At 62.9% G+C, this 23,221-nt stretch carries 19 protein-coding genes and 2 tRNA genes; 11 read left to right on the top strand and 10 right to left on the bottom strand.

Annotated elements, in window-relative coordinates; all coding sequences use genetic code 11:
• The first annotated feature begins 39 nt into the window (after window positions 1–39).
• From proB to VBE63_RS03360, 4 genes are all read left to right on the top strand, one after another.
• A complete protein-coding gene (gene proB / locus VBE63_RS03375) occupies window positions 40–1,161 on the top strand; it encodes a glutamate 5-kinase (protein ID WP_323681582.1) in 1,122 nt (373 codons plus the stop codon).
• Window positions 1,162–1,274: 113 nt separating this feature from the next.
• Entirely contained in the window at window positions 1,275–1,937 is a 663-nt protein-coding gene (locus VBE63_RS03370; protein WP_323681581.1) for a protein-L-isoaspartate O-methyltransferase, read from the top strand.
• 33 nt (window positions 1,938–1,970) lie between these two features.
• A complete protein-coding gene (locus tag VBE63_RS03365) occupies window positions 1,971–2,303 on the top strand; it encodes a rhodanese-like domain-containing protein (RefSeq protein WP_323681580.1) in 333 nt (110 codons plus the stop codon).
• A gap of 14 nt (window positions 2,304–2,317) precedes the next feature.
• On the top strand, window positions 2,318–2,911 hold the full coding sequence (locus VBE63_RS03360; protein WP_323681579.1) for an isochorismatase family protein: 594 nt from the start codon (window positions 2,318–2,320) through the stop codon (window positions 2,909–2,911).
• A gap of 36 nt (window positions 2,912–2,947) precedes the next feature.
• Here the strand turns inward: VBE63_RS03360 and waaA are convergent, their stop codons facing one another.
• From waaA to VBE63_RS03330, 6 genes are all read right to left on the bottom strand, one after another.
• Window positions 2,948–4,225 (bottom strand): lipid IV(A) 3-deoxy-D-manno-octulosonic acid transferase, encoded by a 1,278-nt coding sequence (waaA, locus tag VBE63_RS03355; protein WP_323681578.1) that lies wholly within the window; start codon window positions 4,223–4,225, stop codon window positions 2,948–2,950.
• A gap of 2 nt (window positions 4,226–4,227) precedes the next feature.
• Window positions 4,228–5,172: a polysaccharide deacetylase family protein gene (locus VBE63_RS03350; RefSeq protein ID WP_323681577.1), complete on the bottom strand. Its 945-nt coding sequence runs from the start codon at window positions 5,170–5,172 to the stop codon at window positions 4,228–4,230.
• A 47-nt stretch (window positions 5,173–5,219) separates the two neighbouring features.
• A complete protein-coding gene (locus tag VBE63_RS03345) occupies window positions 5,220–6,359 on the bottom strand; it encodes a glycosyltransferase (RefSeq protein WP_323681576.1) in 1,140 nt (379 codons plus the stop codon).
• Between the two features lie 107 nt (window positions 6,360–6,466).
• A complete protein-coding gene (locus VBE63_RS03340) occupies window positions 6,467–7,558 on the bottom strand; it encodes a glycosyltransferase (RefSeq protein WP_323681575.1) in 1,092 nt (363 codons plus the stop codon).
• Window positions 7,555–8,922, bottom strand: a complete 1,368-nt coding sequence (locus tag VBE63_RS03335; protein ID WP_323681574.1) for a glycosyltransferase family 9 protein — start codon at window positions 8,920–8,922, stop codon at window positions 7,555–7,557. Before VBE63_RS03335 ends, VBE63_RS03340 begins: the two co-directional genes overlap by 4 nt.
• 97 nt (window positions 8,923–9,019) lie before the next feature.
• A complete protein-coding gene (locus VBE63_RS03330; RefSeq protein ID WP_323681573.1) occupies window positions 9,020–9,148 on the bottom strand; it encodes a hypothetical protein in 129 nt (42 codons plus the stop codon).
• Window positions 9,149–9,365: 217 nt separating this feature from the next.
• Here VBE63_RS03330 and VBE63_RS03325 point away from each other — a divergent pair, with 217 nt between their 5' ends.
• Window positions 9,366–9,824 carry a type II toxin-antitoxin system VapC family toxin gene (locus tag VBE63_RS03325; RefSeq protein ID WP_323681572.1) on the top strand — a complete coding sequence of 153 codons (459 nt, stop codon included), beginning with the start codon at window positions 9,366–9,368 and terminating at the stop codon, window positions 9,822–9,824.
• A 522-nt stretch (window positions 9,825–10,346) separates the two neighbouring features.
• Here the strand turns inward: VBE63_RS03325 and VBE63_RS03320 are convergent.
• Window positions 10,347–11,777 carry an O-antigen ligase family protein gene (locus VBE63_RS03320; protein WP_323681571.1) on the bottom strand — a complete coding sequence of 477 codons (1,431 nt, stop codon included), beginning with the start codon at window positions 11,775–11,777 and terminating at the stop codon, window positions 10,347–10,349.
• Window positions 11,778–12,130: 353 nt separating this feature from the next.
• Here VBE63_RS03320 and VBE63_RS03315 point away from each other — a divergent pair, with 353 nt between their 5' ends.
• The 3 genes from VBE63_RS03315 (at window position 12,131) to VBE63_RS03305 (ending at window position 16,433) form a co-directional block, all read left to right on the top strand.
• Entirely contained in the window at window positions 12,131–13,360 is a 1,230-nt protein-coding gene (locus VBE63_RS03315; RefSeq protein WP_323681570.1) for a glycosyltransferase, read from the top strand.
• Window positions 13,361–13,471: 111 nt separating this feature from the next.
• Window positions 13,472–15,301, top strand: coding sequence for an asparagine synthase (glutamine-hydrolyzing) (asnB, locus tag VBE63_RS03310; protein ID WP_323681569.1), 1,830 nt, complete (start codon window positions 13,472–13,474; stop codon window positions 15,299–15,301).
• Entirely contained in the window at window positions 15,294–16,433 is a 1,140-nt protein-coding gene (locus tag VBE63_RS03305) for a glycosyltransferase (RefSeq protein ID WP_323681568.1), read from the top strand. Before asnB ends, VBE63_RS03305 begins: the two co-directional genes overlap by 8 nt.
• Window positions 16,434–16,516: 83 nt before the next feature.
• Here the strand turns inward: VBE63_RS03305 and VBE63_RS03300 are convergent, their stop codons facing one another.
• Window positions 16,517–16,687 (bottom strand): hypothetical protein, encoded by a 171-nt coding sequence (locus VBE63_RS03300; RefSeq protein WP_323681567.1) that lies wholly within the window; start codon window positions 16,685–16,687, stop codon window positions 16,517–16,519.
• Between the two features lie 23 nt (window positions 16,688–16,710).
• Here VBE63_RS03300 and VBE63_RS03295 point away from each other — a divergent pair, with 23 nt between their 5' ends.
• Complete coding sequence (locus VBE63_RS03295; protein ID WP_323681566.1) at window positions 16,711–18,453, top strand: chloride channel protein; 1,743 nt, start codon at window positions 16,711–16,713, stop codon at window positions 18,451–18,453.
• 95 nt (window positions 18,454–18,548) lie between these two features.
• On the opposite strand, the gene VBE63_RS03290 is transcribed toward VBE63_RS03295, so the two are convergent.
• Window positions 18,549–18,624, bottom strand: a tRNA-Glu gene (locus tag VBE63_RS03290).
• 79 nt (window positions 18,625–18,703) lie between these two features.
• A tRNA-Ala gene (locus tag VBE63_RS03285) sits at window positions 18,704–18,779 on the bottom strand.
• 267 nt (window positions 18,780–19,046) lie between these two features.
• On the opposite strand from VBE63_RS03285, the gene htpX reads away from it, so the two are divergent.
• Entirely contained in the window at window positions 19,047–19,934 is an 888-nt protein-coding gene (gene htpX / locus VBE63_RS03280; RefSeq protein ID WP_323681565.1) for a protease HtpX, read from the top strand.
• 347 nt (window positions 19,935–20,281) lie between these two features.
• Window positions 20,282–23,206, top strand: a complete 2,925-nt coding sequence (locus tag VBE63_RS03275; RefSeq protein ID WP_323681564.1) for a 2-oxoglutarate dehydrogenase E1 component — start codon at window positions 20,282–20,284, stop codon at window positions 23,204–23,206.
• Window positions 23,207–23,221: the final 15 nt, after the last annotated feature.

The raw sequence follows: 23,221 nt of genomic DNA, 5'->3' as shown, positions 1-23,221 counted from the left end.
AGCACTAGGAAGCAGAAAAGCAAAGCCTCTCACCATCACATGTTCAACCGCCAGCGGATTCCGCAGACCCGGCGTTGGGTCGTGAAGATTGGCAGCGCGCTACTCACGCGCGACGGCGCCGGCTTGGACATGGAGGTGCTCGAGCCCTGGGTGGCGCAGCTCAGTGCGCGCCGCCTCGCTGGCCATGATTTGGTCCTGGTCTCATCAGGCGCCGTCGCGCAGGGCATGGTCCGAATGGGCTGGACGCGGCGGCCGCGGGCGCTGCACGAGCTACAGGCGGCGGCGGCCATCGGCCAGATGGGTCTGATCCGCGCCTGGGAAACCTGCTTTGCCCGCCATGGACTGCACACTGCCCAGGTGCTCCTAACCCGCGACGACCTTGCCAATCGCGAGCGCTACCTCAACGCGCGTAGCACCTTGCGCACCCTGCTCGCGCTCGGCGTCGTGCCGGTGATCAATGAGAATGACACCGTTGCCACCGACGAGCTCCGCTTCGGCGACAACGACACCCTTGCCGCGCTCGTTGCCAATCTGATCGAGGCCGAGCTGCTCGTGCTGCTGACTGACCAGGACGGTCTGTTCGACGCTGACCCGCGCAAACAACAAGATGCACGCCTGATCGCCGAGACGCGCATCAACGATAATCGTCTCGATGAGGTCGCTGGTGGCAGCGGCGGCCTTGGCAGTGGCGGCATGGTCACCAAGGTCCGCGCTGCCAGGCTTGCTGCCCGCTCCGGTTGTGCGACCATCATTGCTCCCGGGCGCCGCGCGAAATGCCTCAGCGAGATCGGCCATGGCGAGCCGATCGGAACCCTACTCATCCCGGTGCAAGAGCCGCAGGCAGCGCGCAAGCAATGGCTGGCCGGCCATCTACGCGTCAGCGGGCGCCTGGTGCTCGATGCCGGTGCCGCGCGTGCGCTGTGCGAGCAAGGCCGCAGCCTGCTCGCGGTCGGCGTCAAGGCCGTGCGCGGGCAGTTCAAACGCGGCGAAGTGGTGGCCTGCGTTGACGAACAAGGCCGCGAGATCGCAAGGGGCCTCGTCAACTACGACGTGCAGGACAGCTTACGCATCCAGGGTCAGCCAAGCTCCGCCTTCGCCGACATCCTCGGCTACATCAATGACGAAGAGCTGATCCACCGCGATAACCTGGTATTGATTTAACGCCCGGCGGCAACCGGCACGCTTGCCACCCTAGATCAAATTCCATACCCTTTGTCGGTGGTATTGCCCAGCGATCTGCGCCATCAACCGACTCCAGATGAGGACCCAAACGGATGCAACCCACCATGGATCGCGCACGTTTTAACATGATCGAGCAACAGGTGCGGCCCTGGGATGTACTCGATGAGCGGGTACTGACCGTCATGCGCAAGTTGCCGCGCGAGGCCTTCGTTCCAGACGCTTACCGCGGGCTCGCCTATGCCGATATCGAGATCCCACTCACCGACCAGGCAACCATGCTGGCGCCAAAGGTCGTCGGGCGCATGCTCCAGGCACTGAATGTGCAGCCGCACGAGACCGTCCTCGAGATCGGCACTGGTACCGGCTATGTCACCGCCTGCTTAGCGCACCTTGGCAAGCAGGTCTTCAGCATCGAGATTGACCCCGCCTTGGGCGAGGGTGCCCGCGCACGCCTGGACGCCATGGGCCTCTCAGAGGTCAAAGTACAGACTGCCGATGCCCTCACCGGACGCATCGATGGCGCCCCTTTCGATGTCATCGCTGTCACCGGCTCAGTGCCCACCGCAGAGCCGTTGGCCGCGCTTGAGCAGTTGTTAGGTGATGGCGGACGGCTGTTCATCGTCGTCGGTGAGCCGCCGCTGATGGAGGCGATGCGTCTGACCCGCATCGGCAAGGATGTTCGCCGCGAGAGCCTGTTCGAAACCAGTGTCACCCCGCTTGAAAACGCCCCGCAGCGAGAACGTTTTACGTTCTAGCCTGCATGCATACATCGAGCAAGAGCTCAGCCTATGGACCAAATCACCCCCCGAACCCTCAAGGAGATCCTCGACGGCGATGGCAAGATCGACGATCAAACGCCCGTCCTGCTCGATGTCCGCGAGCCCTGGGAGCAAGCGATCTGCCGCATTCCGGACAGCGAGCTACTACCCATGCGACAGATACCGGCAACGGTTGCTCAACTCGACCAGCAGCGCCCGATCGTCGTCATCTGTCACCACGGCATTCGCTCACAACAGGTCGCTCGCTTCCTTGACCAACAAGGTTTTCAGCGCGTGATCAACCTGCGTGGCGGAATCGCTGCCTGGGCGAGTGACGTCGACCCCGAGATGCCGACTTACTAACAGAGGAAATCGCTATGAGCATCCATCAGGCTCCGATGCCGTTGTGCCAGGCTGCATTCGCACAATTGCTGATCATCGACGCACAAGAACGGCTCGCCGCTGCCATGCCCGAAGCGGTGCTCGAGCGCACGGTCACTAATATCAACCGACTGATCAGCTCAGCCAAGATCCTCGACATCCCGATCATCTCGACTGAGCAAAACCCGCAGGGGCTCGGCCAAACCATCGCCGCGGTGCGCGAGCAGATGCCAGAGACTGCGGCCCCCACCGAGAAGACCTGCTTCTCCTGCTGCACCGCCCCCGGCTTCGAGCGCGCGCTCACCGAGCAACCCAAGCGCAAGCAGGTGGTCTTGGTCGGGATGGAGGCGCACATCTGCATCATCCAGACCGCATCAGGACTCCAGCGCTGGGGCTATCAGGTCTTTGTGGCCGCCGATGCGATCTGCTCGCGACATCCGGAGAAGGCCGAGAACGCCCTCGAGCGCATGCGCCATTCCGGTATCCAGGTCAGCAATAGCGAGTCAGTTGCCTTCGAATGGCTCAGCGACTCCCAGCACGCGCAGTTCCGAGAGGTCTCGCGTCTGTTCAAAGAGCCCCGCAATCTCTAGGCTCAAGCCCCTTGGCGCCCGTGGCGGCGCCTTGGATCACACCGGCGGCTTGGCTAGGCGTTCGGCGTCCAAGAGCGCTAACAGGCGCTGCAGCGCACCGCGATTGCGCTCCACAAAAGCCAATGCCTGCTCACCAATGCGGGCACGCTCAGCGGCATCGCCAAGCCAGGCCGCGAGCAGCGGGGCCAAGTCCTCCGCGTCCTGCAACTGCACGGCGCCCTCTTCGGCCACCAAGCGCCGGGTAATCTCGGCAAAGTTGAAGCAGTAGGGGCCAATCGCCACCGGCACGGCAAGCGCTGCTGCCTCCAGGAGGTTATGGCCGCCGACCGGCACCAGACTCCCACCGATAAAGGCTGCATCAGCGGCCGCCAAGAACAGCGGCAGTTCGCCCATGCTATCGACCAGATAGACTGAGCAGTCAGCGTTACAGGGGTCAGCGTCGCTGCGACGGATCATCGCCAGCCCCTCACGACGCACCAAAGCCGCAACCCGATCAAAGCGCTCTGGATGGCGTGGCACCAGCACCAGCAGCACATCCGCGAAACGCTCCCGCAGCTTTCGCTGTACTGCCAACAACCGTTCCTCCTCGCCCTCATGGGTGCTGGCGGCGACCCAAACCGAGCGGTTGATCCCCCAAGTGCGGCGCAAGACCTCGGCTCGGTCGCGCAGACTTCCCGGCAAGCGAACATCGAACTTGATACTGCCCGTAACCTGCACTCGATCCGCTGCCGCGCCGAGCTGAATGAATCGTTCAGCATCGGGCTGGCTTTGAGCCGCAATACGCACAAAGCGTCCTAAGGTCTGCGCGGTAAAACCGCCGACGCGGGCATACCCGCGAGCCGAGCGCGGCGACATGCGCGCATTGGCCAGGATGACCGGGATCTGGCGCTCGGCGCAGACCGCCAGCATGTTCGGCCAAATCTCAGTCTCGACCACCAGCACCAAGCGCGGCCCTGTCCGATTCAGGAATCGGCGCATGATCCAGGGCAGATCATAGGGGGTGAAGGCGTGCTGAACCCGCTCACCGAACAGCTCCTGCAGTCGACGCGCACCGGTCGGCGTGGTCGTTGTCACGATCAGATCCACAACCGGCTCGCGGCTAAGCAGATCACGAATCAAAGGCTGCATCGCCTGCACCTCACCCACCGATACGGCATGAATCCACAGCTCCACCGGGCGCAAGGCCCGTCGCCAGAGACCAAGGCGCTCTGGCCAGCGCTCGAGATAAGCCGGATTCCGACAGCTGCGCCAGAGCAGACGCAGCAGCACCAACGGGAGCAGCAGAAAAAGCAACAAGGAGTAGAGCAGGCGCATCCTCAACCATCACCGAAGATGCGGGCTGGTGTCGTTCCTACAGCCTGCGCATTGACTGCAGTTCGCCTGCTTTCGACGCCATCAGCAGCGCCCATCGAGACAGTCATCACCCCCATGCCAACGCTGCGAAGTTGGCTCCAGCGGCGCCAGTCCTCCAGTGCCGGCTTTGGCCGATGCTTGCCGAGCTTCCACAGGAAACCGAGCAGATTGTCACCAAAGGAAACTGCTTTTCGAGGCAGCAGCAGGGGATGATCCGCGCGGGTCGCGGCTCCACGCAAACAGGTCATCGCACTGCGGTAACCCGCCTCAGCGGCCAGGCGCACCGTCACCTGATTGAAACTGCCAAAGGGATAGCAGAGATCCTCGACCGGCTGTCCGAGCAGGTCTTCCAGCGCTGCCCGGCTTTGCGTCAATTCGCGTAATTGCTCCGCCGGAGCCAGTTCAGCCAGCTTGCGATGCGAGGCTCCATGCGAGCCCAGGCTAATGCCGGCCTCCTTGAGTGCGTGCAATTGGGCGGCGCTCATCAAGGCCGGCTCGGCCCGGCCCGGTGTTGGCTGGGCCCAGCGCATGCGCTGCCCAACCCAATCACTGATGGCATAGACCACCGCCGGAAACTGATAGCGGGCCAGCACCGGCAACGCGTGCTCGATGAAACCGGCGTAGGCATCATCGAAGGTCAGGAGCACCGCACGCGGTGGTAAGGGTTGCTGACCATAAAGCCCCAGGAGGGCCTGTTCCAGCCCAACGACATGAAAACCACCCTGAGCCAAGACCGCCATCTGGCGTGCAAAACGCCCTGCATCGCAATAGTTGGCGCGATGCGCACGCATGGCCTTAAAACGCCCGACCTGGTGATACATCAGGATCGACAGCTGTCGCACGGGACGATTCTCGCCGCCGGCAATGAACACTGGGCTGTCGCTTTTGCTGGTCAAGGAATCAGACATTGGTCAGGGGTCAGGGGTCAGGGGTCAGGGGTCAGGGGTCAGGGAGATCAGCTATTGGTCACTGTGGTGTAAAGATCAAGATAATGCCGCATGATCACATCCCGTGAAAACGCCTGCTCAACCCGCTGCGCGCCCCGCTCGACCAGTACGCTCGCCAGCGCAGGTGCTTGCAGCAACTGCTGGATGCCCTCGGCCAGCGCCGGCGCATCTTCGCAAGGCACGCACCAGGCATCTTCGCCATGATGAGTGATCTCACGCGCGCCACGAAACGCGGTCGTCACCATTGGTCGGCGCCAGGCCCAGGCCTCGAGAATCACATTGCCCAGGGTCTCGGTCTCGAGTGACGGAAACACCACCAAGTCAGCGAGCTGCAAATAAGGCCCTGGCTCAGGCTGCCAGCCAAGCCAGAGGATGCGCTCGTCGATGCCCAGCGCAGTGGCCTGCTGTTGGAGCCGCTGTCGCAAGGGCCCATCGCCAAGCAGCAACAGACGCCAACGGCGGCCATCGATCTCGGTCGGCAGCCGCGCCAGTGCCTCAAGGAGATAGCCTTGGCCTTTGAAGGTCACGAAGCGGCCCATGCACAGCAACAGATGCTCCTCGCGGCTCAACCCAAGCGTCATCCGCAACTGTTCAATCTCGGCTGCTGGTAGCGGCTGCGGCGGATCGACAAAATTGTAGATCTGATGGACTCGCCGAGCGGGAAGCCCCTGCTGCACCATCCAATCACAGAGCTGTTGCGTGTTGCCAATCCAGGCATCGGCATGCCGATAAGGCGACAACGCATAATAGCCACCGAGCCGCGACAGATGGACGGGTGTGACCACGCCAGATTGACGAGAAAAACGGGTCAGTCGCGTTGCCCGCCCCATATAGGTCTGCACGATCTGCGGCTGCAAGCTCCTGACCAGCTGCCCGATGGCCAAGCGCGAGACAGGATCCCAAACCGTGCGGAACGGTAATCGATGGCAAGGCAGTCTTGCGCCCAGCCCCTGCTCTCGCACGCGCTCCAGCTCGCTGCCGGCACGAAGGCCGATCGCCGCCGGAGCGCGTCGCTCGGCAAGGGCATCGCAGAAGCGTTGGAACCAGCGCTCGGCCCCCCCAAGCCCCTTACTGCCGATCAGTTGTAGGCTCGACGGCCAATGCGACGAAGACTCCAGGCCATCAGCCGGCTCAGGACTCTGGGACAATTCATGTCTCACCCCATGGCTTACTTCAGGGCTTAATTCAGCGTTCACTTGAATCTCAGCGGCAGTCCTGATGCTAGACGTCTTGCGGGGCTTGGCACCCTCGGTACTCATCGCCAGTCCTCCGCGAGCAGCTCCTGGTAGATCTCAAGATTGCCCTCAACCATCGCATCGATGGAAAAGTCTCGGCGCACTCGCTCGGCCCCAGCCTGTCCGAGCCGCGCAGCCCGCCCTGGATCGTTCAGCAATGCGCGAAGCGCCTGCTTCAAGGCCAGCGAATCGCCAGCGGGGAGCAAAATCCCGGTCACCGCATCCTCAACGGCTTCTGGAATTCCGCCAACCCGGCTCGCCACAATCGGCACCCCAGCCGCCGCCGCTTGCAACAACGACACCCCGAGCCCCTCCATCAGCGCCGGATGCACCAGCAGCGTCAGGCAAGGCAATAGTTCAGCCAGATCATCACGAAAGCCGACCAGATGCACGCGCCCGCTGAGCCCTGTCGCATTGATCTGCTGCTTGAGCAGTCCCGCAAGCGGCCCCTGCCCGAAGAAGACGACTTGCAGTCGTGGATGCTCGGCGAGCAAGGCCGGCAGCGCCCGCAGCAAGATCAGGTGCCCTTTACGCGCGATCAACTGCGCAACCACCCCGAGCAACAGCGCATCCTCCGGCAGCCCGAGTCGCTCACGGATCAGTCCTGTCTGGCAGGGCCTCGCAAATCGCGCGGCGGGCACCGCACTGCGCACCAAGCGCAGCTTGGCGGCCGGCAGCCCCTCTGCGAGCAGCACGCGCTCGATGCCCGCGGAGATCGCAATCACCCGATCGTGAAGTCGGTACTTGGTCGCCACCAGCAGCCTGGGCTCGGGGTTGTCGACCCGACGCGTATGCAGCACCGGAACACCAGCCAGGCGTGCGGCGATACCGCCCATCAGGTCGGCACCGATGCGGCTGTGAAGGTGAACCAGGTCCGGCCGCGTCTGACGGATCAGGTGATACAGGCGTCCAATCATCAGCAGATCGAGATCGCCGCCCATCGGCATCTCATGCACCTGAGCGAAGGATGCGGCGCGGGTCGCAAGCTCGCAGCCGCGGCGGCAGGCCAGATGATTGTCGATACCGCGCGCGGCCAGGCCCTCGAGCAGATAGAGCAGTTGTAGGGCACCGCCGTACAGGTGCGCCCCGCCCTCAACATGCAACAGCCTCATGCGGGATTCGCTGGTCGATCGGCCAAGTCGCCGCCGTCAGCGAGGTCGCCCTGGCCGGCCAGGTCAACGGGGCAGTTTATATCATCGAAATCGGCCAGGGTCGCCATCACCTCGCTGACCTCGATATCGCGCATGCAACTAAAAGCCCCGCCGCAGGTTGGTCGACGCCGGCAGGGCGAGCAATCACGCCGATGGTAGAGCACGCGCGCTTTGGTGCTGCCGGTCTCGGTATAAGGACAAGTCGAGCCGAATAGCAACACCGTTGGCCGATCGAAGGCGATACCCATGTGGCTGAGTCCGGTATCGACGCCAACCAGCAAACGCGCGCGCTGGATGAGCGCCGCCGCAGAGAGCAGGCTGGTCGCACCAACAAGGTTGACCAGCGGTCGGCCAGCACCGGTAGCCAGGCGGCCATCCATGCCGTCAGCCTGTTCAGGCCCTGCCCAAGCTCCAACCACTGCTCTACGCCCTGCCCCTTGCCCAACTCCAACTCCATTTCCAGCTCCAGCTCCAGCTCCAGCTCCAGCTCCAGCTCCAGCTCCAGCTCCAACTTTGACTTCGGCTCCGGCTCCGGCTCCGGCTCCGGCTCCGGCTCCGGCTCCGGCTCCGGCTCCGGCTCCGGCGAGGATAACCTGCGCGGCCTGGCGATCGGCGGGGCCGCCGAGCATCAGCGTCGGCAGGCCGAAGTGCGCTTGAATCTGGCCGGCCAGCGCTGTCCAGCGCTCATCGAGCCAGTGCTTTTGCGGACGCGTCGTGAACGGACAGATGATGGCGTAACCGGCGCCCAGACCATGCGCGGCGATCAGCATCTCGGCCTCAGCCTCAGCCGCGCTGCCCGGATAGACCCGCAGCCGAAAGTCATCGATCGGCCAGCCCAGACGGGATGCCAGATGGCGATACTCAGAGCTGATCCAAGCATTATCCAGCCCGCGTCCGACTCGACGCGTCATCAGCCACTGACCACCCTCGCGCGAGCCCAGCCCAATGCGCGTTGGCGCGCCAGACCAACGCACCGGCAGCGCGCTCTTGAGCAGACCCTGGAGATCGATCGCCAGATCGAAGCGCTCCGCCCGCAGCGCCTTGATGGCCGAGACGACCTCCTTCAGCAAACTCAGCAGTTGCCGTTGGCGCCAGAGCCGACGCCAACGCGGAAGAGGCCATTCGATGACCTGATCGAGATCTGGGTGATGCGCCAACAGCGAGGCACACTCCGGCTGCACCAGCCAGGCCATCTGCGCCGCCGGATAGGCGCGTCGCAGACTGGCGATGAGTGGCGAGGCGAAGACGATGTCGCCGATCGCACTCAAGCGTACGAGCAAGATGCGCCGCGGCGAGGCCTGCCGGCTTGAACTGCTAGCCGCCATTAGCCACCGGTGTCTCTCATACCATCATCCCGCATGCTGCCGTCTCTAGAATCGTCATCGCTGATGCCATTGCCCCTTGCAGGCTCAACCTCTAACGCTAACCCGTCATGCCCTCGCGCCGGTAAAGCGCCATGCTCAACGCAGCGCCGGCGAGCAACGCCCAGTAGCCGCGGAAATCCTGATGCACGAGGCGGAAGTTGAACAGGCTCCAGAGCAGTTGAGGCACTTTCCCAGTGTTCTGCCAGCGGCCCGCATCCGGAGTCGTTTCGCTTGGACGATGGCGAGTTTTGCTGTAATTTCGAGAGTGCCTATGTTTTTGCCAGACGAGACGCTCGATGACGCGCGACTTCGACAGCGTTGTACCACAGCCATCCCTGGTCACGCGGCTTGACGGCACTCAAGCGCTGCTAATCGGTGCATGAGGCAAACTGTAAGGGGTGCCTGTGAAGATCTACGCTGATACCTCGGTCTTTGGCGGTCTGTTCGATCCCGAATTTTCTAGCGCTAGCCAAGCCTTGTTCGATGAAATCGAATCAGGACGCTTCATTCTGGTCACTTCCGCACTGGTGGAAGCGGAGATCGAGCCCGCACCAATGGCCATTCGCGCGGCCTTTGCGCATTATACGAAGGAGGCCGAGATTGCCGCCATCTCCCGGGAAGCCTTGATGTTGCAGCAGGCGTACCTGAGCGCAGGTGTGGTCACGGCCAAATCAACTGATGACGCCCTGCATGTGGCAACCGCCACGGTGTCTGGCTGCACCCTGATCGTCAGCTGGAATTTCAAGCACATCGTCCACTTCGACAAGATCCCAAAGTACAACGCGGTCAATACGTTGGAGGGCTTCGGCCCAATCGGCATCTTTTCACCTCTGGAAGTGATTTGCTATGACAACGAACTCTGAGCCGGAATGCGTCCTTATCAAGCGACGTGGTGCCGAACATCTGAGCCAACTGATCGGCACGATGACGCTAGAGGAACAATTGGAATTCTGGCGGCAACGGACCGAAAGGCTGCGTAAGCGGCAGGAGCAGCAACGTCAACCCTCCGAAGCCTGTAGCCCAGTCTAGATGCCCGCCACTTCAGCTGGCGCACATGATGCAACCGGATATTGCCATTCTCAGCCCGTGGCGCGCAACGCTGGCCCCGAATAGGATGGCATTACGGCGGTGATCATCGCGCTCTCGGCTGGCCTTTGCGCCGCAGGCACCCGCGTTGAACTGCTGGCCTTTAGACTCGCGAGGCGAAGACGATGTCGCCGATCGCACTCAAGCGTACGAGCAAGATGCGCCGCGGCGAGGCCTGCCGGCTTGAACTGCTAGCCGCCATTAGCCACCGGTGTCTCTCATACCATCATCCCGCATGCTGCCGTCTCTAGAATCGTCATCGCTGATGCCATTGCCCCTTGCAGGCTCAACCTCTAACGCTAACCCGTCATGCCCTCGCGCCGGTAAAGCGCCATGCTCAACGCAGCGCCGGCGAGCAACGCCCAGTAGCCGCGGAAATCCTGATGCACGAGGCGGAAGTTGAACAGGCTCCAGATCGCCAGATAGAGCAATGCGAGGATCAGGAACAGGCCCAGATCTTGACTCAACCGCTTACCTCGAACCGCATCATAGACCGCCCAGAGCAAGAGGATGGCGATCAGCATCCAGAGCCCAAAGCCGACCAGACCAAACTGGGCCAGAAGCTCTAGATAGCTATTGTGCAGATGCTTGAGCACCCCATCCTCGGGGTGCCAAATCCCGCGCGCGACCTGGGCCAAGTCCTCGCTCACGGCGCTCGCCCCATCGGCTTCAGCGTCCAAGGCTGGCACGCCGATTTCAGCCCCGGCCGCGTTGTCAGCCGCTGTCGCGGCAACGCTCGCGCTCATCAGCGAGTAGCTGGCGCCAGGCCCCCAACCGAGCCAGGGCCGTTCCAGCCAAGCCTCAAGCCCGAAACGCTGACCATGCCAACGCAGCGTGAATGAGGTGATCTGATCGGTTGGCACCTCACCGCGCAGCAATTGCTCGGCGACCGCCTGCTCCTCGTTCAGACGCTCACTGATCTTGCCCGCATTCAGGGCCATCAACAGCAATAGCCCACTTGCCGCGACCAGCAAAGGCCGGCGCGGAATCCGCCCATGCTGCAGCCTCTGCGCGCGCAGCCAGAGCCCAGCGCCGAGCAGCGCCACCAGGATCAGCCCAAGCCAACTACCACGCGCCTGGGTTAGCACCACGCCTTCAGCGAGCAGCGCCCAGGCCACCAGCCAGAGTGGCAGCGCCCACCAGCGCCGCTGGCCATTGCGCCGGTACCAGCAGCGATGGCGCAGAGCCAGCAGCCCGATCAGTGCCGTACCGGCATAGAGGGCATAAGCCAGCGCCGGAAAACCAAACCCCGGCCGTGAGGCGAAAAAGGCGCCAGCATCACTGAGCAGGAGGCCCCAATCCAGTCGCCACAGGGTCCCCAGCAGCAGGCCAATCAGCACCAGCAAGAACAGTCGCAGCAGGAGTCGCTCATCGCCGCGCAGCGCATAGGCGATCGGCACCACCACCGCAAGCTGCGCCCAGCTGAAGGCCACCACCCAGTGCTGGCCCGGCTCGGCACTCAAGCCCCGTGGAAACAAGGCCTGCAGCAGGCAGTAGAGGGCGAAGGACAGGATCAGCCAGACCAGCGGATGAGCCGGCAGCGAGAATGGAGACAGAGGGCGGATCAGCAACAGCGCCAGCAGCGAGGCCAACATCCAGATCCAGATCAGCGCCAAACCGGCTGAGATGCCAGCCGGGGCCATGAACAGGCTGAGCGAGAGCCCGTAGAGGCTGATTAAGCGCAGAGCGTCCAGCGCCTGCGTCACATTGGAGGTCTTTGCAGTGGTCACGAAAGCCGTAACGAGAACATGGCATCACCAACTTTAGCCTTGACTGTCTTTGCCAGCAAACAACAGCAGTGAGATGATCAAGCGCTGTACTATACCTGACCTGGAATGCCTGACCTGAACCGCCTGACTGACCATGCCTCCGGTGACAAGCCGCCGAGACCCGGCGATAGTGGTCAGCGATTTTACTCACCTAACATTCATGGCCCGGCGCCCCCGTAAAGTGAATCGCGTGACATTCAGGTTAACGTTCATGGCGCCGCGCCACCCCGGAAGATGAATCGCGTGAGATTCAGGTTAAAACGTTCACCGAAAACGCACATCCTGCTAAGGACTCGACTTCTCGTGCAAGACTGATGAAGGCACTGAGTAGCGCTGATACCAAAGCACTCGCGCCGTCGAGCGCGACCGGCCGCCGACAACGACTGGCCATGATTGGCTTCCTCGAGGGGAGTGGCGGTATCGGGCGCGTGATGACAACGCTGATGGAGGCGCTGCTCGAGCGGTGCATCGAGATCGATCTGTTACTTCCAAGCCCCAGGCATCCAGACTTGAGCGAGCTTCGGGGTGAGGTCAAGTGTTTCGTCATCGATCTCGAACACCTCAAGCAGGCCGAGATCCAGCTGCTCGACTATCTGCACCAGCGGCGACCAGGCGCCATCCTCAGCAATCGCGACCGGAGTCATCGACTCCTCATGCAACCTAAGTTGACCGGAAAGCGCCCCTTTACCGCGTTGCGCATCGGTACCAATATTCCGGAGCGGCTCAAGCGCAACAGTCCCTGGACAGCGGCCTGGAATGGCTGGCGACTCACCAGACTTTATCGCCAAGCCGATCTGCTGATCGGCAACTCTTCCGGGGTCAGTGACGCCTTGCAACGCATGCTGAACCGCGGGTCGATGCAGCGCCACCCACCGCCACGCATCGAAACCATCCTGAACCCGGTTGACAACGAGACGATCGCCCGTTTGGCCAGCGAGCCGATCTTGCACCCCTGGCTCAAACACCGGCCTGGGCCGATCATCGTCAGTGTTGGGCGTCTGGTACGAGCCAAGCATTTCGGCCTCTTGCTGCGCGCCTTCGCCTTGCTGCCGCCGGCCCTCGATGCACGCCTGATGATCTGTGGCCAGGGCGGTCAGCATGACCGGCTGCAGGCGCTAGCAACAAGGCTCGGGATTGCGGATCGGATCGAACTGCTGGGTTATCAGCCAAACCCATTCCGCTATGTCGCCGCTGCCGACCTATTCGTCTGCTCATCGCTGTTCGAGGGTTCGAGCAACGCCCTGATCGAGGCCCTCGCACTCGGCACGCCCTGTGTTTCGACCGACTGCCCGAGCGGCGCGCGCGATATTCTTGATGATGGCCGGCTTGGCCCCTTGGTGCCGGTTGATGACCCCGTTGCCTTGGCTGAAGCGATGCGGTCGGTGCTCGAGAAGCCGCTACCGGCAGAGCAACTGCGCGCCGGCGCCCGGCGCTTCGATCCGAAACGCAGCGCCGCGCGTTATGCGGAGGTGCTCGGGCTCAGCGATGCAAGGCCGGAGACGGGTGCTCTCGAGTCAAGGATCGACGAGCCTGGGGCGGACTAAGGGCTGGCTCGCAACGAATCTGTCACAACCGATCGGAGTTGCTGTCGGCCCGCCTCATCCAAGCGCTGGCAGCACTGATTGTCCTCCGCCCCTTCGCCTCGGAATCTGCCTATGTGCGGCATCGCCGGATTCATCATGAAAGACGGCCGCAAGCCGGAACCAACCCTGCTCGACACCATGGCCGCGCAGTTGGCGCATCGCGGTCCGGATGATCATGGCGTGCACATCCAAGGCGCCGTCGGGCTGGCGCAGACGCGACTGTCCATCATCGGGCTCAGCAGCGGGCACCAGCCGATGGTCTCCAGCGACGGCCAGCTCAGCCTCGCGGCCAACGGCGAGATCTACAACTACATCGAGCTAAACGAGGAGTTGCGTCGGCTTGGCCGCCACCCATTCTCGAGCTCAGATTCTGAATCCATCCTGCTCGCCTATGCAGCATACGGCGACGGCTGCCTCGAGCGACTCCGCGGCATGTATGCTTTTGCACTGTACGACGACGCCCAGCGGCGCCTGCTGCTGGTGCGTGACCGTCTGGGCATCAAGCCGCTGTTCTACCTGCAGCTCGCTGATCGCATCGCCTTTGCCTCCGAGATCAAGGCGCTGTTGCCACTGCTTGGCCGTCAACCCGAGGTCCAGCCTGGTGCGCTCGCGCAGTTTCTCTTGCAGCAGTTCAGCACGGGTGAGGAGACCCTTGTCGCTGGGATTCACCGGGTGCTGCCTGGAGAAATGCTGGTCATCGACGCCGATCTGCGGATTCGCCGGCATCGGTATTGGTCGCCGTTGCAGATCGCCCCAAGCAGCCTGAGCCAAGACGAGGCCCTGCAGCAGCTGGACGTTCTCCTCAGCGAAGGGATGCGAGAGCACATGCGCGCCGATGTGCCCTCCGGACTCTTTCTGTCCGGAGGGCTCGATTCGGCGGTGCTCGCCTGTCAGCTACAGGCACTTGGGGCCGGACGCATCCAGAGCTTTTCGGTCGGTTATCGCGGCACGGCGATGGCGCACGAGCTCGACGAGGCGCAACGGATTGCCGACTGGTTCGGCTTCGAGCACAGCGCCTTCGAGCTGGAGCTGGGGCAGGTATTTGCCCGCATCCCCCACAGTGTCTGGGCGGCCGACGAGTTGATGCGTGACTACGCCTGCCTGCCGACATCGATCCTGGCCGAGACGGCCGCACAGGATCTCAAGGTGGTGTTCTCCGGCGAGGGCGGCGATGAGGCCTTTGCTGGCTACCGTCGCTACCGCCCAACGCGGCTGGAGCGCTGGGGTAAATCCCTCATGCACCCTGGCAGCGGCGGCTTTCGCAGCCGTCCGCAATGGTCGCGGGTCTGGATGCAACGCCTGCTCGGGCCAAGCCTGAGCCATGCCGCGGAACGCGCCCGACAGCCGTTCATCGATGCCTGGCAGTCGACCCCACGGAACTGGTCCGACCTGCAACGTCGGCAACAGACCGACCTGGTCACCGCGCTGCCGGATAACCTACTGGTCAAGACCGATCGCATGCTGATGGCCTTTGGGGTGGAGGGGCGCGTGCCCTTCCTCGACCATCGCCTGGTCGAGTTTGGGCTGGCGTTGCCCGATCCGCTCAAGGTGCGCGGCCGAACCGGCAAAGTGCTGCTGCGCCAATGGGCGCAGCCGCGTTTGCCACCGGGTCATCTCGAGCGGCCGAAACGCGGCTTTCATGTCCCCGTTGGCGACTGGCTCAGCGGCCAGATGGCGGCGCGCATTGGCGACCTACTGATGCGCAACCAGGGCGTTCGAGCGTGGTTTCGGAGCGAGGCCATTGCGGATCTCGTGGCGGCGCGACAAGCCAACCGCGGTGGCAGTCGGGAGCTGTTCGGGCTGATGCAGTTCGCGATCTGGCACCGACTCTTCATCGACCAGCCGGGCCAAGTCCCGCGCCCCAATGAAGATCCGCTGGACTGGATCGCCTCCAATGGCTGAGCCACGCATTGCCTTCTTTTTGTCCACCTCCGGCCACAGCGGCGTCGACCGGGTGGCCAAGAACCTGCTACCGGCGATCGCCCGGCGCGGCTATCGGGTCGATCTGCTCAAGGTGCGTGGGCATGGACCAAAACTGAACACGGCTGATGCCCAAACAGCCGCCCCCCGTCTCCGCATCCTCGATCTCGGTCATCGGCAAACCTATGCCTGCTTGCCAAGTCTCGTGCGCTACCTACGTCGGGAGCGACCAGCCGCGTTATTGTCGGACAAGGACCGGGTCAACCGGACCGCCTTGCTCGCGCGTGCCCTGGCTGGCGTCGAGACCCGTTTATTGTTGCGCTTGGGGACAACGCCTTCGCTTGATCTCGCCAGTCGTGGTCGCTGGGAACGCTGGTTGCAACGGACCTCGATCGGCAAGCTGTACCCCTTTGCTGACCAAGTCATCACTCCCAGCAGGGGTGCCGCGGACGATATCGCGCGTTACACCGGCCTGGCTCGATCGCTGATCCAAGTGGCGCCTTCGCCGGTGGTGCCAGAGTCGCTGTTCGACACAACCCTGACGCCGCCGGAGCATCCCTGGTTCCAGGATGCGGACTGGCCCCTGATCCTCGGGGCCGGTGAGCTCTGCGGTCGCAAAGACTTCGAAACGTTGCTACGGGGCTTTGCCCTTTTGCGCGCCCAACGTCAATGCCGACTGATGATCATTGGCCGCGGCCGTCGCCGTGAGCGCCTGCTCGCGCTTGCACGGGAGCTCGGCGTTGCCGAAGATTTCACCCTGCCAGGCTTCATCCCTGAGCCCTATGCCTATCTGGCTAACGCGGACCTCTTTGCCTTTACATCACGCTGGGAAGGCCTGGGCTTTGTGCTGATCGAGGCGCTCGCACTTGGCACGCCCGTGGTGTCGACGGACTGCCCGAGCGGTCCGAGCGAGATCCTCCAAGCGGGTCGGTATGGGCCGCTGGTACCGGTCGGGGATCATCAAGCCTTGGCCGCGGCCATGGCGAGCACCCTCGCCGCGCCCCTACCCGCCGCGACACTGAAACAAGCGGCCCGCGGTTATGGGATCGAAGCCGCGACCGACGCCTACTTGTCCGCCATGAGACTACCGCCCTGGAGGCCGGGCTTCGGCTAGATCCGCTAGCGTCCCGGCCTCGTGAGCAGTGCTCTAGATCTGTTATTTACAATAAGTTATTGATTTATAAAATTAAATATTGTTCAACAACAGATTTCAGCACTACCTTCCATCTCAGCCAAGGTGTCGTCGATCAAGCGGCCCTCAGGCTGTCGCCTCTCTTCCAGGGTCGCGTCCTTGCCTCTGTCCAGCGCCTCCTTCACGTCCTCCAGCCTGATAGACTCGGCAGCACAGGCCGGTTTGCTGAGACGCATGATGGTTCCCCATAATCACCCTCATGGGCAAACGAAGCTTCATGCGCGGACGGCGGCCTAGCCTGGAACGGTTGCGGCTGCAGCTCGCACGGCCGGATGCACTGTTCGCGCATGCCCTGCTCGGGCTTGGCACCGGCCTGGCGACGGGGGTGGTCATCGTCGCCTTTCGGCTGGCGGTGGAAGGCACACAGGCATTGATGCTGCCAGACCATGGCGAGAATTACGAGGCGATTAGCCCGCTCTGGCGGTTCTTGCTGCCGCTGTTCGGCGCGCTGCTGATCGGGCTGCTCTTCCTGCGCTTCGCCAAGGGTATCTATGTGCTTGGTGTCGCCCGGGTGCTGGAGCGCATGGAATACCATCAGGGCCACATGAGCCTGCGTGGCTTCATGCTGCAGTTCATTGGCGCGGCCATTGCGATCGTCAGTGGCCATTCGGTTGGCCGTGAAGGACCGCATGTCTATCTGGGTGCGGCCAGCGGCAGCCTGCTCGGGCAGTGGCTGAGCCTGCCGAACAATAGCATCCGCACCCTGGTCGCCTGCGGCACGGCAGCTGGTATCTCGGCCTCATTCAATACGCCGCTGGCCGGCGTCATCTTTGCCCTCGAGGTGCTGGCGCTCGAGTACAGCATCACCGGCTTCATCCCGATCATCCTGGCCGCGGTCAGCGCCAACGCCCTCTCGGTGTCCTTGTTTGGCAGCGCGCCAGCCTTCGTCATCCCGCCCTTCTTGCTGACCTCGGTGTCGGATCTGCTGCCGGTGTTGCTGATTGGCCTCTTCGCGGGCGCGGTCTCCGCTGCCTATATCCAGCTCCTGCAATCGATCGCGAGCGCCAGCAAGCAGCTCGACTTCTTTCAGCGGATCATGCTCGCCGGGCTGGCCGCTGGCGCCTTTGGCATCCTGGTTCCCGAGGTGATGGGGCTTGGCTATGACTCGCTCGATGGCCTGCTGACACAAGCCCTGCCTTGGACCTTCTTGCTTATCCTGCTCATCGCCAAGCTCTTGGCGACGTCCACCAGCGTTGGGCTTGGCATCCCCGGCGGCACCATTGGCCCGGCGCTGTTCATGGGTGCAACGCTCGGGCATCTGATTGGCGTATTGGCCACGGGGGTGCTGGGTGCCGATGCGGCCTACACGAGTTTCTTCGCCCTGCTAGGCATGGGCGCGATGATGGGCGCCAGCTTGCAGGCCCCGCTCGCGGCGCTGGTGGCGGTGGTCGAGCTGACGCATAGCCCGGGCGTGATCATGCCCGGCATGCTGACCATCATCCTGGCCTTGGTCAGCAGCAAGCAGCTGTTCAAGAAAGATTCCTTGTTCGTGACCATGCTCAAGGCCAACGGCTTGGACTATCGGGCCAATCCGGTTGTCGCCCTGTTGCGCCGCAGTGGTGTCGCCAGCGTCATGAATACCCGCTTCGCGCGCCAGCAACCGACGCTGAGCCGCGAGCAGGCACAGCACTTGATGAGCGACAACCCCGAGTGGATCATCGTCGACCGCGATGGAACACCCGCCTTTGCGATGCCGGGCATCGCCATCGCTCGCTACCTCCCGCAGGACGCCGATGCGGAAACGATCGACCTGCTCGAGATCCCGGCAGAACGTCTCGAGCTGGCCGCGGTGCACCTACAAGCGACGCTGCAAGAGGCCTTGGACATCCTCAATCGCGAGGGCGTCGAAGCACTCTATGTGACTCGCCCGATCGCACCGGGCATCAACCACACCTATGGTGTGCTGACCCGCGGTCGCATCGAGTCGGCTTATCGATATTAACGAGGGCCGCTCAGCTCGCGTGCGATGACCGGATACGCGACGCGAGCAGGCAATAAAAAAGCGCCACTGAAATACCAGTAAGCGCTTGATTAAATTGGCGTCCCCACGGGGATTCGAACCCCGGTTGCCGCCGTGAAAGGGCGGTGTCCTAGGCCTCTAGACGATGGGGACAGAGGCTTTCTATGTCAAAAAACGGCAACTCGACCTTTGCGGTCAGAGCACGGGAGGAGCTGCCGAATCTTTTCAAGATTGGTGGAGCCAGGCGGGATCGAACCGCCGACCTCAACACTGCCAGTGTTGCGCTCTCCCAGCTGAGCTATGGCCCCGTCATCGAGCCCGTTATATTAAGTCGATCACGCGCGCTTGTCTAGCGAGAAATTGCACAGCGGCAAGATGATCGAGGATGCTGAAATCCTCATGCGATTGGCACCTTGTCAAATCCCCACGGAGCATGCATGTTTAGCGCGATTTTCAGGCCCTACCAGCCGCGCGAGCCCGCGCAGGATGCGATCTGAACGGCGGCTAGAATTAGCCTTCGCGAACGCTGCTGGAAGACCAGCCACCTCTTTTTCACTCGACGAGGTCCACTCACCATGATGCGCATCCTTCTGTTCTTGGGCACCAACATCGCGGTGCTCGTCGTCATCAGCATCGTCTTCAACCTGCTTGGCATCAGCGGCCTGCTGGCCGCGAACAATGTCGACCTGAATCTAGGCGCCCTGCTTGTCTTCGCGGCGGTGATCGGCTTCTCGGGTTCGTTGATCTCGCTGTTCCTCTCCAAGTGGATGGCAAAGCGCTCCATGGGCGTGCAGATCATCGGGCAGCCCTCGACCCCGTTTGAGCATTGGCTGATCGATCTGGTCCGTCGCCAATCCGAGCAGGCCGGCATCCGCATGCCCGAGGTCGGCATCTTCGACCAGCCCGATCCGAACGCCTTCGCCACCGGCTGGAACAAGAACGACGCACTAGTCGCCGTGAGCACCGGCCTGTTGCAGCACATGAGCAAGGATGAGGTCGAGGCCGTGGTCGGCCATGAGATCAGCCACGTCGCCAATGGCGACATGGTCACGCTGGCGCTGATCCAGGGCGTGGTCAACACCTTCGTAGTGTTCCTAGCGCGGGTAATCGGCCACACGGTCGACCGAGTGGTCTTTAAGAATGAGCAAGGCCATGGCATCGGCTATTTCGTCGTCAGCATCCTCGCCGAGATCCTGCTCTCGGTCCTCGCCTCGATGATCGTGATGTGGTTCTCACGCTACCGCGAGTTTCATGCCGATGCGGGCGGGGCCGGTCTGGCCGGACGCGAAAAGATGATCGCCGCGCTGCGTGCATTGCAGCGCGTGCATGAGCCACGCGACCTGCCTGCTGGTGAATTCGCGGCCTTCGGCATCTCGGGCAAGATTGCGCAGGGCTTTATGGCACTGTTTGCCAGCCATCCGCCCTTGGAGCAACGCATCGCGGCGCTGGAAGCGGCGCGCTGATGAAAGGCTGGCGAGCGCATAAGCCGACTCACCAAACACATGCCGGTGCTTCAATCGGACAGGGCCTGCCGAATCGAACATGAGACTGAGTCGCCATGCTCAGCGGTTGATGGCCATACGTCGGCGGGTTGGCGATGGGCAATGGGCGATGACGCGCGTCAGGCCCCTGGCCAACCGACTGTTTAGCCCCGATTAATGTCACAACGCGGCCACTCGACTCAGCACTCAGGCGGCGCCCACTGACCTGATAGTAGATATTGGGGTGAGCATCGCCGCTAGGCCGATACGATGCGCTACACTCAACTGTTCGGCCAGCGACCGAGCCCTAGGCTCTTCCCGACATCCTCATGAGCGCGCTTCTCGAGCTATTCCGTAACTCATCCGCCTACTATGGCGGCAACGCAGCCTTCATTGAGGATCTCTACGAGCGTTTCCTCAAAGACCCGGAGAGCATCGACCTGGCCTGGCGGCAGCGCTTTGAGCTGATCCATCAAGAGGCTGCCAACGAGGTGCCGCACGGCCCGGTGCGCGAGAACTTCCAGCGCCTGGCGAACGAGAGCCGCAACCGTGCCCAGAGTCGATCGCTGAGCCGGCTGGAACCTGCCGCGGCGGAGAAGCAAACAGCGGTCGTCCGGCTGATCAACAGCTTCCGCTACCGCGGCCATCAGGTCGCAGCCCTTGATCCGCTGAAGTTGCGCCAGGCACCCAAGGTCGCCGATCTACAGCCGAGCTACCATGGGCTCGAAGACGCTGACCTGGATCAGGTCTTCCATACCGGCTCGCTCTATGCGCCAGACCGGATGCCGCTGCGTGGCATCATCGATCTGCTGCAACGGATCTATTGCGGTCCGATCGGTTTCGAATACATGCACATGACCTCGACCAGCGAGAAACGCTGGGTGCAAAAGCGCATCGAGGGCTATCAAGCGCGTCCCGAGCTGAAGTCCGCCGATCGGCGTTGGCTGCTGACCTTGCTCACCGCAGCCGAGGGCTTAGAAAAATATCTGCACACCCGTTACGTCGGCCAGAAGCGGTTCTCACTCGAAGGCGGCGAGGCGCTGATCCCGCTACTCGACGAGCTGATCCAACGCGCTGGGCGCAAGGGGGTGCGCGAGATCGTCATCGGCATGGCGCATCGCGGCCGACTCAATGTGCTGGTGAATATCCTCGGCAAGCCGCCGCAGGAGATCTTTGCCGAGTTCGAGGGCAAGGTGCGCCTGAGCCCGCGCCAACTCGCCGGCGATGTCAAATACCATCTCGGCTTTGCGACCGATGTCGACACACCAGGCGGCATCACCCATGTCGCGCTCGGCTTCAATCCCTCGCACCTGGAGATCATCGACCCGGTGATCGAAGGCTCGGTGCGTGCGCGCCAGCGCCGCCGTGGCGATCGCAGCGGCGACCAGGTGATGCCGGTGCTGATCCACGGCGATGCCGCCTTTGCCGGCCAGGGCGTGGTCACCGAGACCTTGCAGCTCTCGCAGACCCGCAGCTACGGCACCGGCGGCACTGTCCACATCGTCATCAACAATCAGATCGGCTTTACCACCAGCAACCCACTGGATACCCGCTCGACCTTCTATTGCACCGACGTCGCCAAGATGGTGCAGGCGCCGGTCTTCCATGTGAACGGCGATGACCCGGAAGCGGTCATCTTCGTTACCCGCTTGGCTCTCGACTACCGCAATCAGTTCAAGAAAGACGTCGTCATCGACCTGATCTGCTACCGCCGCCTCGGCCACAACGAGGCCGATGAGCCGGCGGTGACCCAGCCGATGATGTATAAGCGCATCCGCCAGCATCCGACCGCTCGGGCCATCTATGCTGATCGACTGATCGACCGTGGCCAGCTCAGTCGTGATGAGGCTGTGGCCTTGATCGAGGACTACCGATCCAGCATCGAGCACGGGATCGTGGTTGCCCGTCCCGTGCTCTGCGGCCTTGAGCATAGCTACCGAGTCGACTGGAAGTCGCGCTTTGGCGACGACTGGCACTTGCCCGCCGACACCGGCTTTTCGCGCGAGCGGCTGCGCGAGCTCGCCGAGCGCCAGCTGCAGCTCCCGGATGGCTTCGAGCTGCACGCCCGAGTCGCCAAGGTCTGGGCCGAGCGGCGCAAGATGGCGCAGGGCGACCAGCTCGCGAACTGGGGCTTCGCCGAGAACCTGGCCTATGCGACCCTGCTCGATGCCGGCTATCCGGTGCGGCTCTCGGGTCAGGATGCCAGTCGCGGTACCTTTGTGCATCGCCATGCCAAGGTCCATTGTCAGCGCACCGGCAACGACTACACGCCGCTGCAACACCTGGCCGCGCCGCCGGGCCAAACCCTCGATCAGCCCGAGCAACAGGGACCCTTCATCGCCATCGACTCGATCCTGTCTGAAGAGGCAGTGCTGGGCTTTGAATACGGTTTCGCGACCGCCGAGCCAAATGCGCTCACACTCTGGGAAGCCCAGTTCGGCGATTTCGCCAACGGCGCCCAGGTCGTCATCGACCAGTTCATCAGCTCGGCGGGCAGCAAGTGGGGGCTCGACTGCGGACTGGTGATGCTGCTGCCACATGGCCTCGAAGGACAGGGCGCCGAGCATTCCTCGGCGCGGCTGGAGCGCTTCCTGCAGCTCTGCGCCGAGCACAACATCCAGGTCTGCGTGCCGACCACGCCGGCGCAGATGTTCCATCTCTTGCGCCGGCAGCTCTTGCGTGACTATCGCCGGCCTTTGGTGGTGATGACGCCGAAGAGCCTACTCCGGCATCGGCTCGCGGTCTCCTCCTTAGACGAACTCGCGCATGGCGCCTTCCAGCCGATCATTCCGGAAGCCGATCCGCTCGACCCAACCGTGGTCGAGCGCCTGATCTTCTGTTCCGGCAAGGTCTACTATGATCTTTTAGAAGCGCGCCATGCCCGTGGGTTGACCGATGTCGCCATCATCCGCATCGAGCAGCTCTATCCGTTCCCAAAAGAGGCCTTCGCCGCCGTGCTCGCCGATTATCCGGACACCCAGGAGATCATCTGGTGCCAAGAGGAGCCTCAGAACCAAGGTGCTTGGGATCAGATCAAGCACCGTTTCCATGGGCTTATCCTCAGCGGGAAGCAGGCGTTTTATGTCGGCCGGCCTGCGGCAGCCACTCCCGCCGTCGGCCACCGCTCGGTGCATGTCGAGCAACAGGAGCGCTTGATCGACGAAGCCCTCACCGGAAGTATCAATCCAAGCATGAATCGTCGCATCCCGATCCCGCTCGACAATGGGCTTGAAGCGGATGACGATCAGCCCTAGCAGCCGCCTGCGGTA

It is taken from the genome of Lamprobacter sp. (assembly GCF_034860625.1).
GTDB lineage: Bacteria > Pseudomonadota > Gammaproteobacteria > Chromatiales > Chromatiaceae > Lamprobacter.
This window is presented reverse-complemented; position numbering and strand designations above follow the sequence as displayed.

Excerpts from the sequence above, each read along its gene's own strand:
- VBE63_RS03300 (WP_323681567.1), bottom strand. The coding sequence starts at position 16,687 with ATGCGTCTCAGCAAACCGGCCTGTGCTGCCGAGTCTATCAGGCTGGAG.
- VBE63_RS03360 (WP_323681579.1), top strand. The coding sequence starts at position 2,318 with ATGAGCATCCATCAGGCTCCGATGCCGTTGTGCCAGGCTGCATTCGCA.
- VBE63_RS03305 (WP_323681568.1), top strand. The coding sequence starts at position 15,294 with ATGGCTGAGCCACGCATTGCCTTCTTTTTGTCCACCTCCGGCCACAGC.
- VBE63_RS03275 (WP_323681564.1), top strand. The coding sequence starts at position 20,282 with ATGAGCGCGCTTCTCGAGCTATTCCGTAACTCATCCGCCTACTATGGC.
- VBE63_RS03365 (WP_323681580.1), top strand. The coding sequence starts at position 1,971 with ATGGACCAAATCACCCCCCGAACCCTCAAGGAGATCCTCGACGGCGAT.
- VBE63_RS03335 (WP_323681574.1), bottom strand. The coding sequence starts at position 8,922 with ATGGCGGCTAGCAGTTCAAGCCGGCAGGCCTCGCCGCGGCGCATCTTG.
- VBE63_RS03350 (WP_323681577.1), bottom strand. The coding sequence starts at position 5,172 with ATGTCTGATTCCTTGACCAGCAAAAGCGACAGCCCAGTGTTCATTGCC.
- VBE63_RS03315 (WP_323681570.1), top strand. The coding sequence starts at position 12,131 with ATGAAGGCACTGAGTAGCGCTGATACCAAAGCACTCGCGCCGTCGAGC.
- VBE63_RS03295 (WP_323681566.1), top strand. The coding sequence starts at position 16,711 with ATGGGCAAACGAAGCTTCATGCGCGGACGGCGGCCTAGCCTGGAACGG.
- waaA (WP_323681578.1), bottom strand. The coding sequence starts at position 4,225 with ATGCGCCTGCTCTACTCCTTGTTGCTTTTTCTGCTGCTCCCGTTGGTG.
- htpX (WP_323681565.1), top strand. The coding sequence starts at position 19,047 with ATGATGCGCATCCTTCTGTTCTTGGGCACCAACATCGCGGTGCTCGTC.
- VBE63_RS03340 (WP_323681575.1), bottom strand. The coding sequence starts at position 7,558 with ATGAGGCTGTTGCATGTTGAGGGCGGGGCGCACCTGTACGGCGGTGCC.
- VBE63_RS03370 (WP_323681581.1), top strand. The coding sequence starts at position 1,275 with ATGCAACCCACCATGGATCGCGCACGTTTTAACATGATCGAGCAACAG.
- asnB (WP_323681569.1), top strand. The coding sequence starts at position 13,472 with ATGTGCGGCATCGCCGGATTCATCATGAAAGACGGCCGCAAGCCGGAA.
- proB (WP_323681582.1), top strand. The coding sequence starts at position 40 with ATGTTCAACCGCCAGCGGATTCCGCAGACCCGGCGTTGGGTCGTGAAG.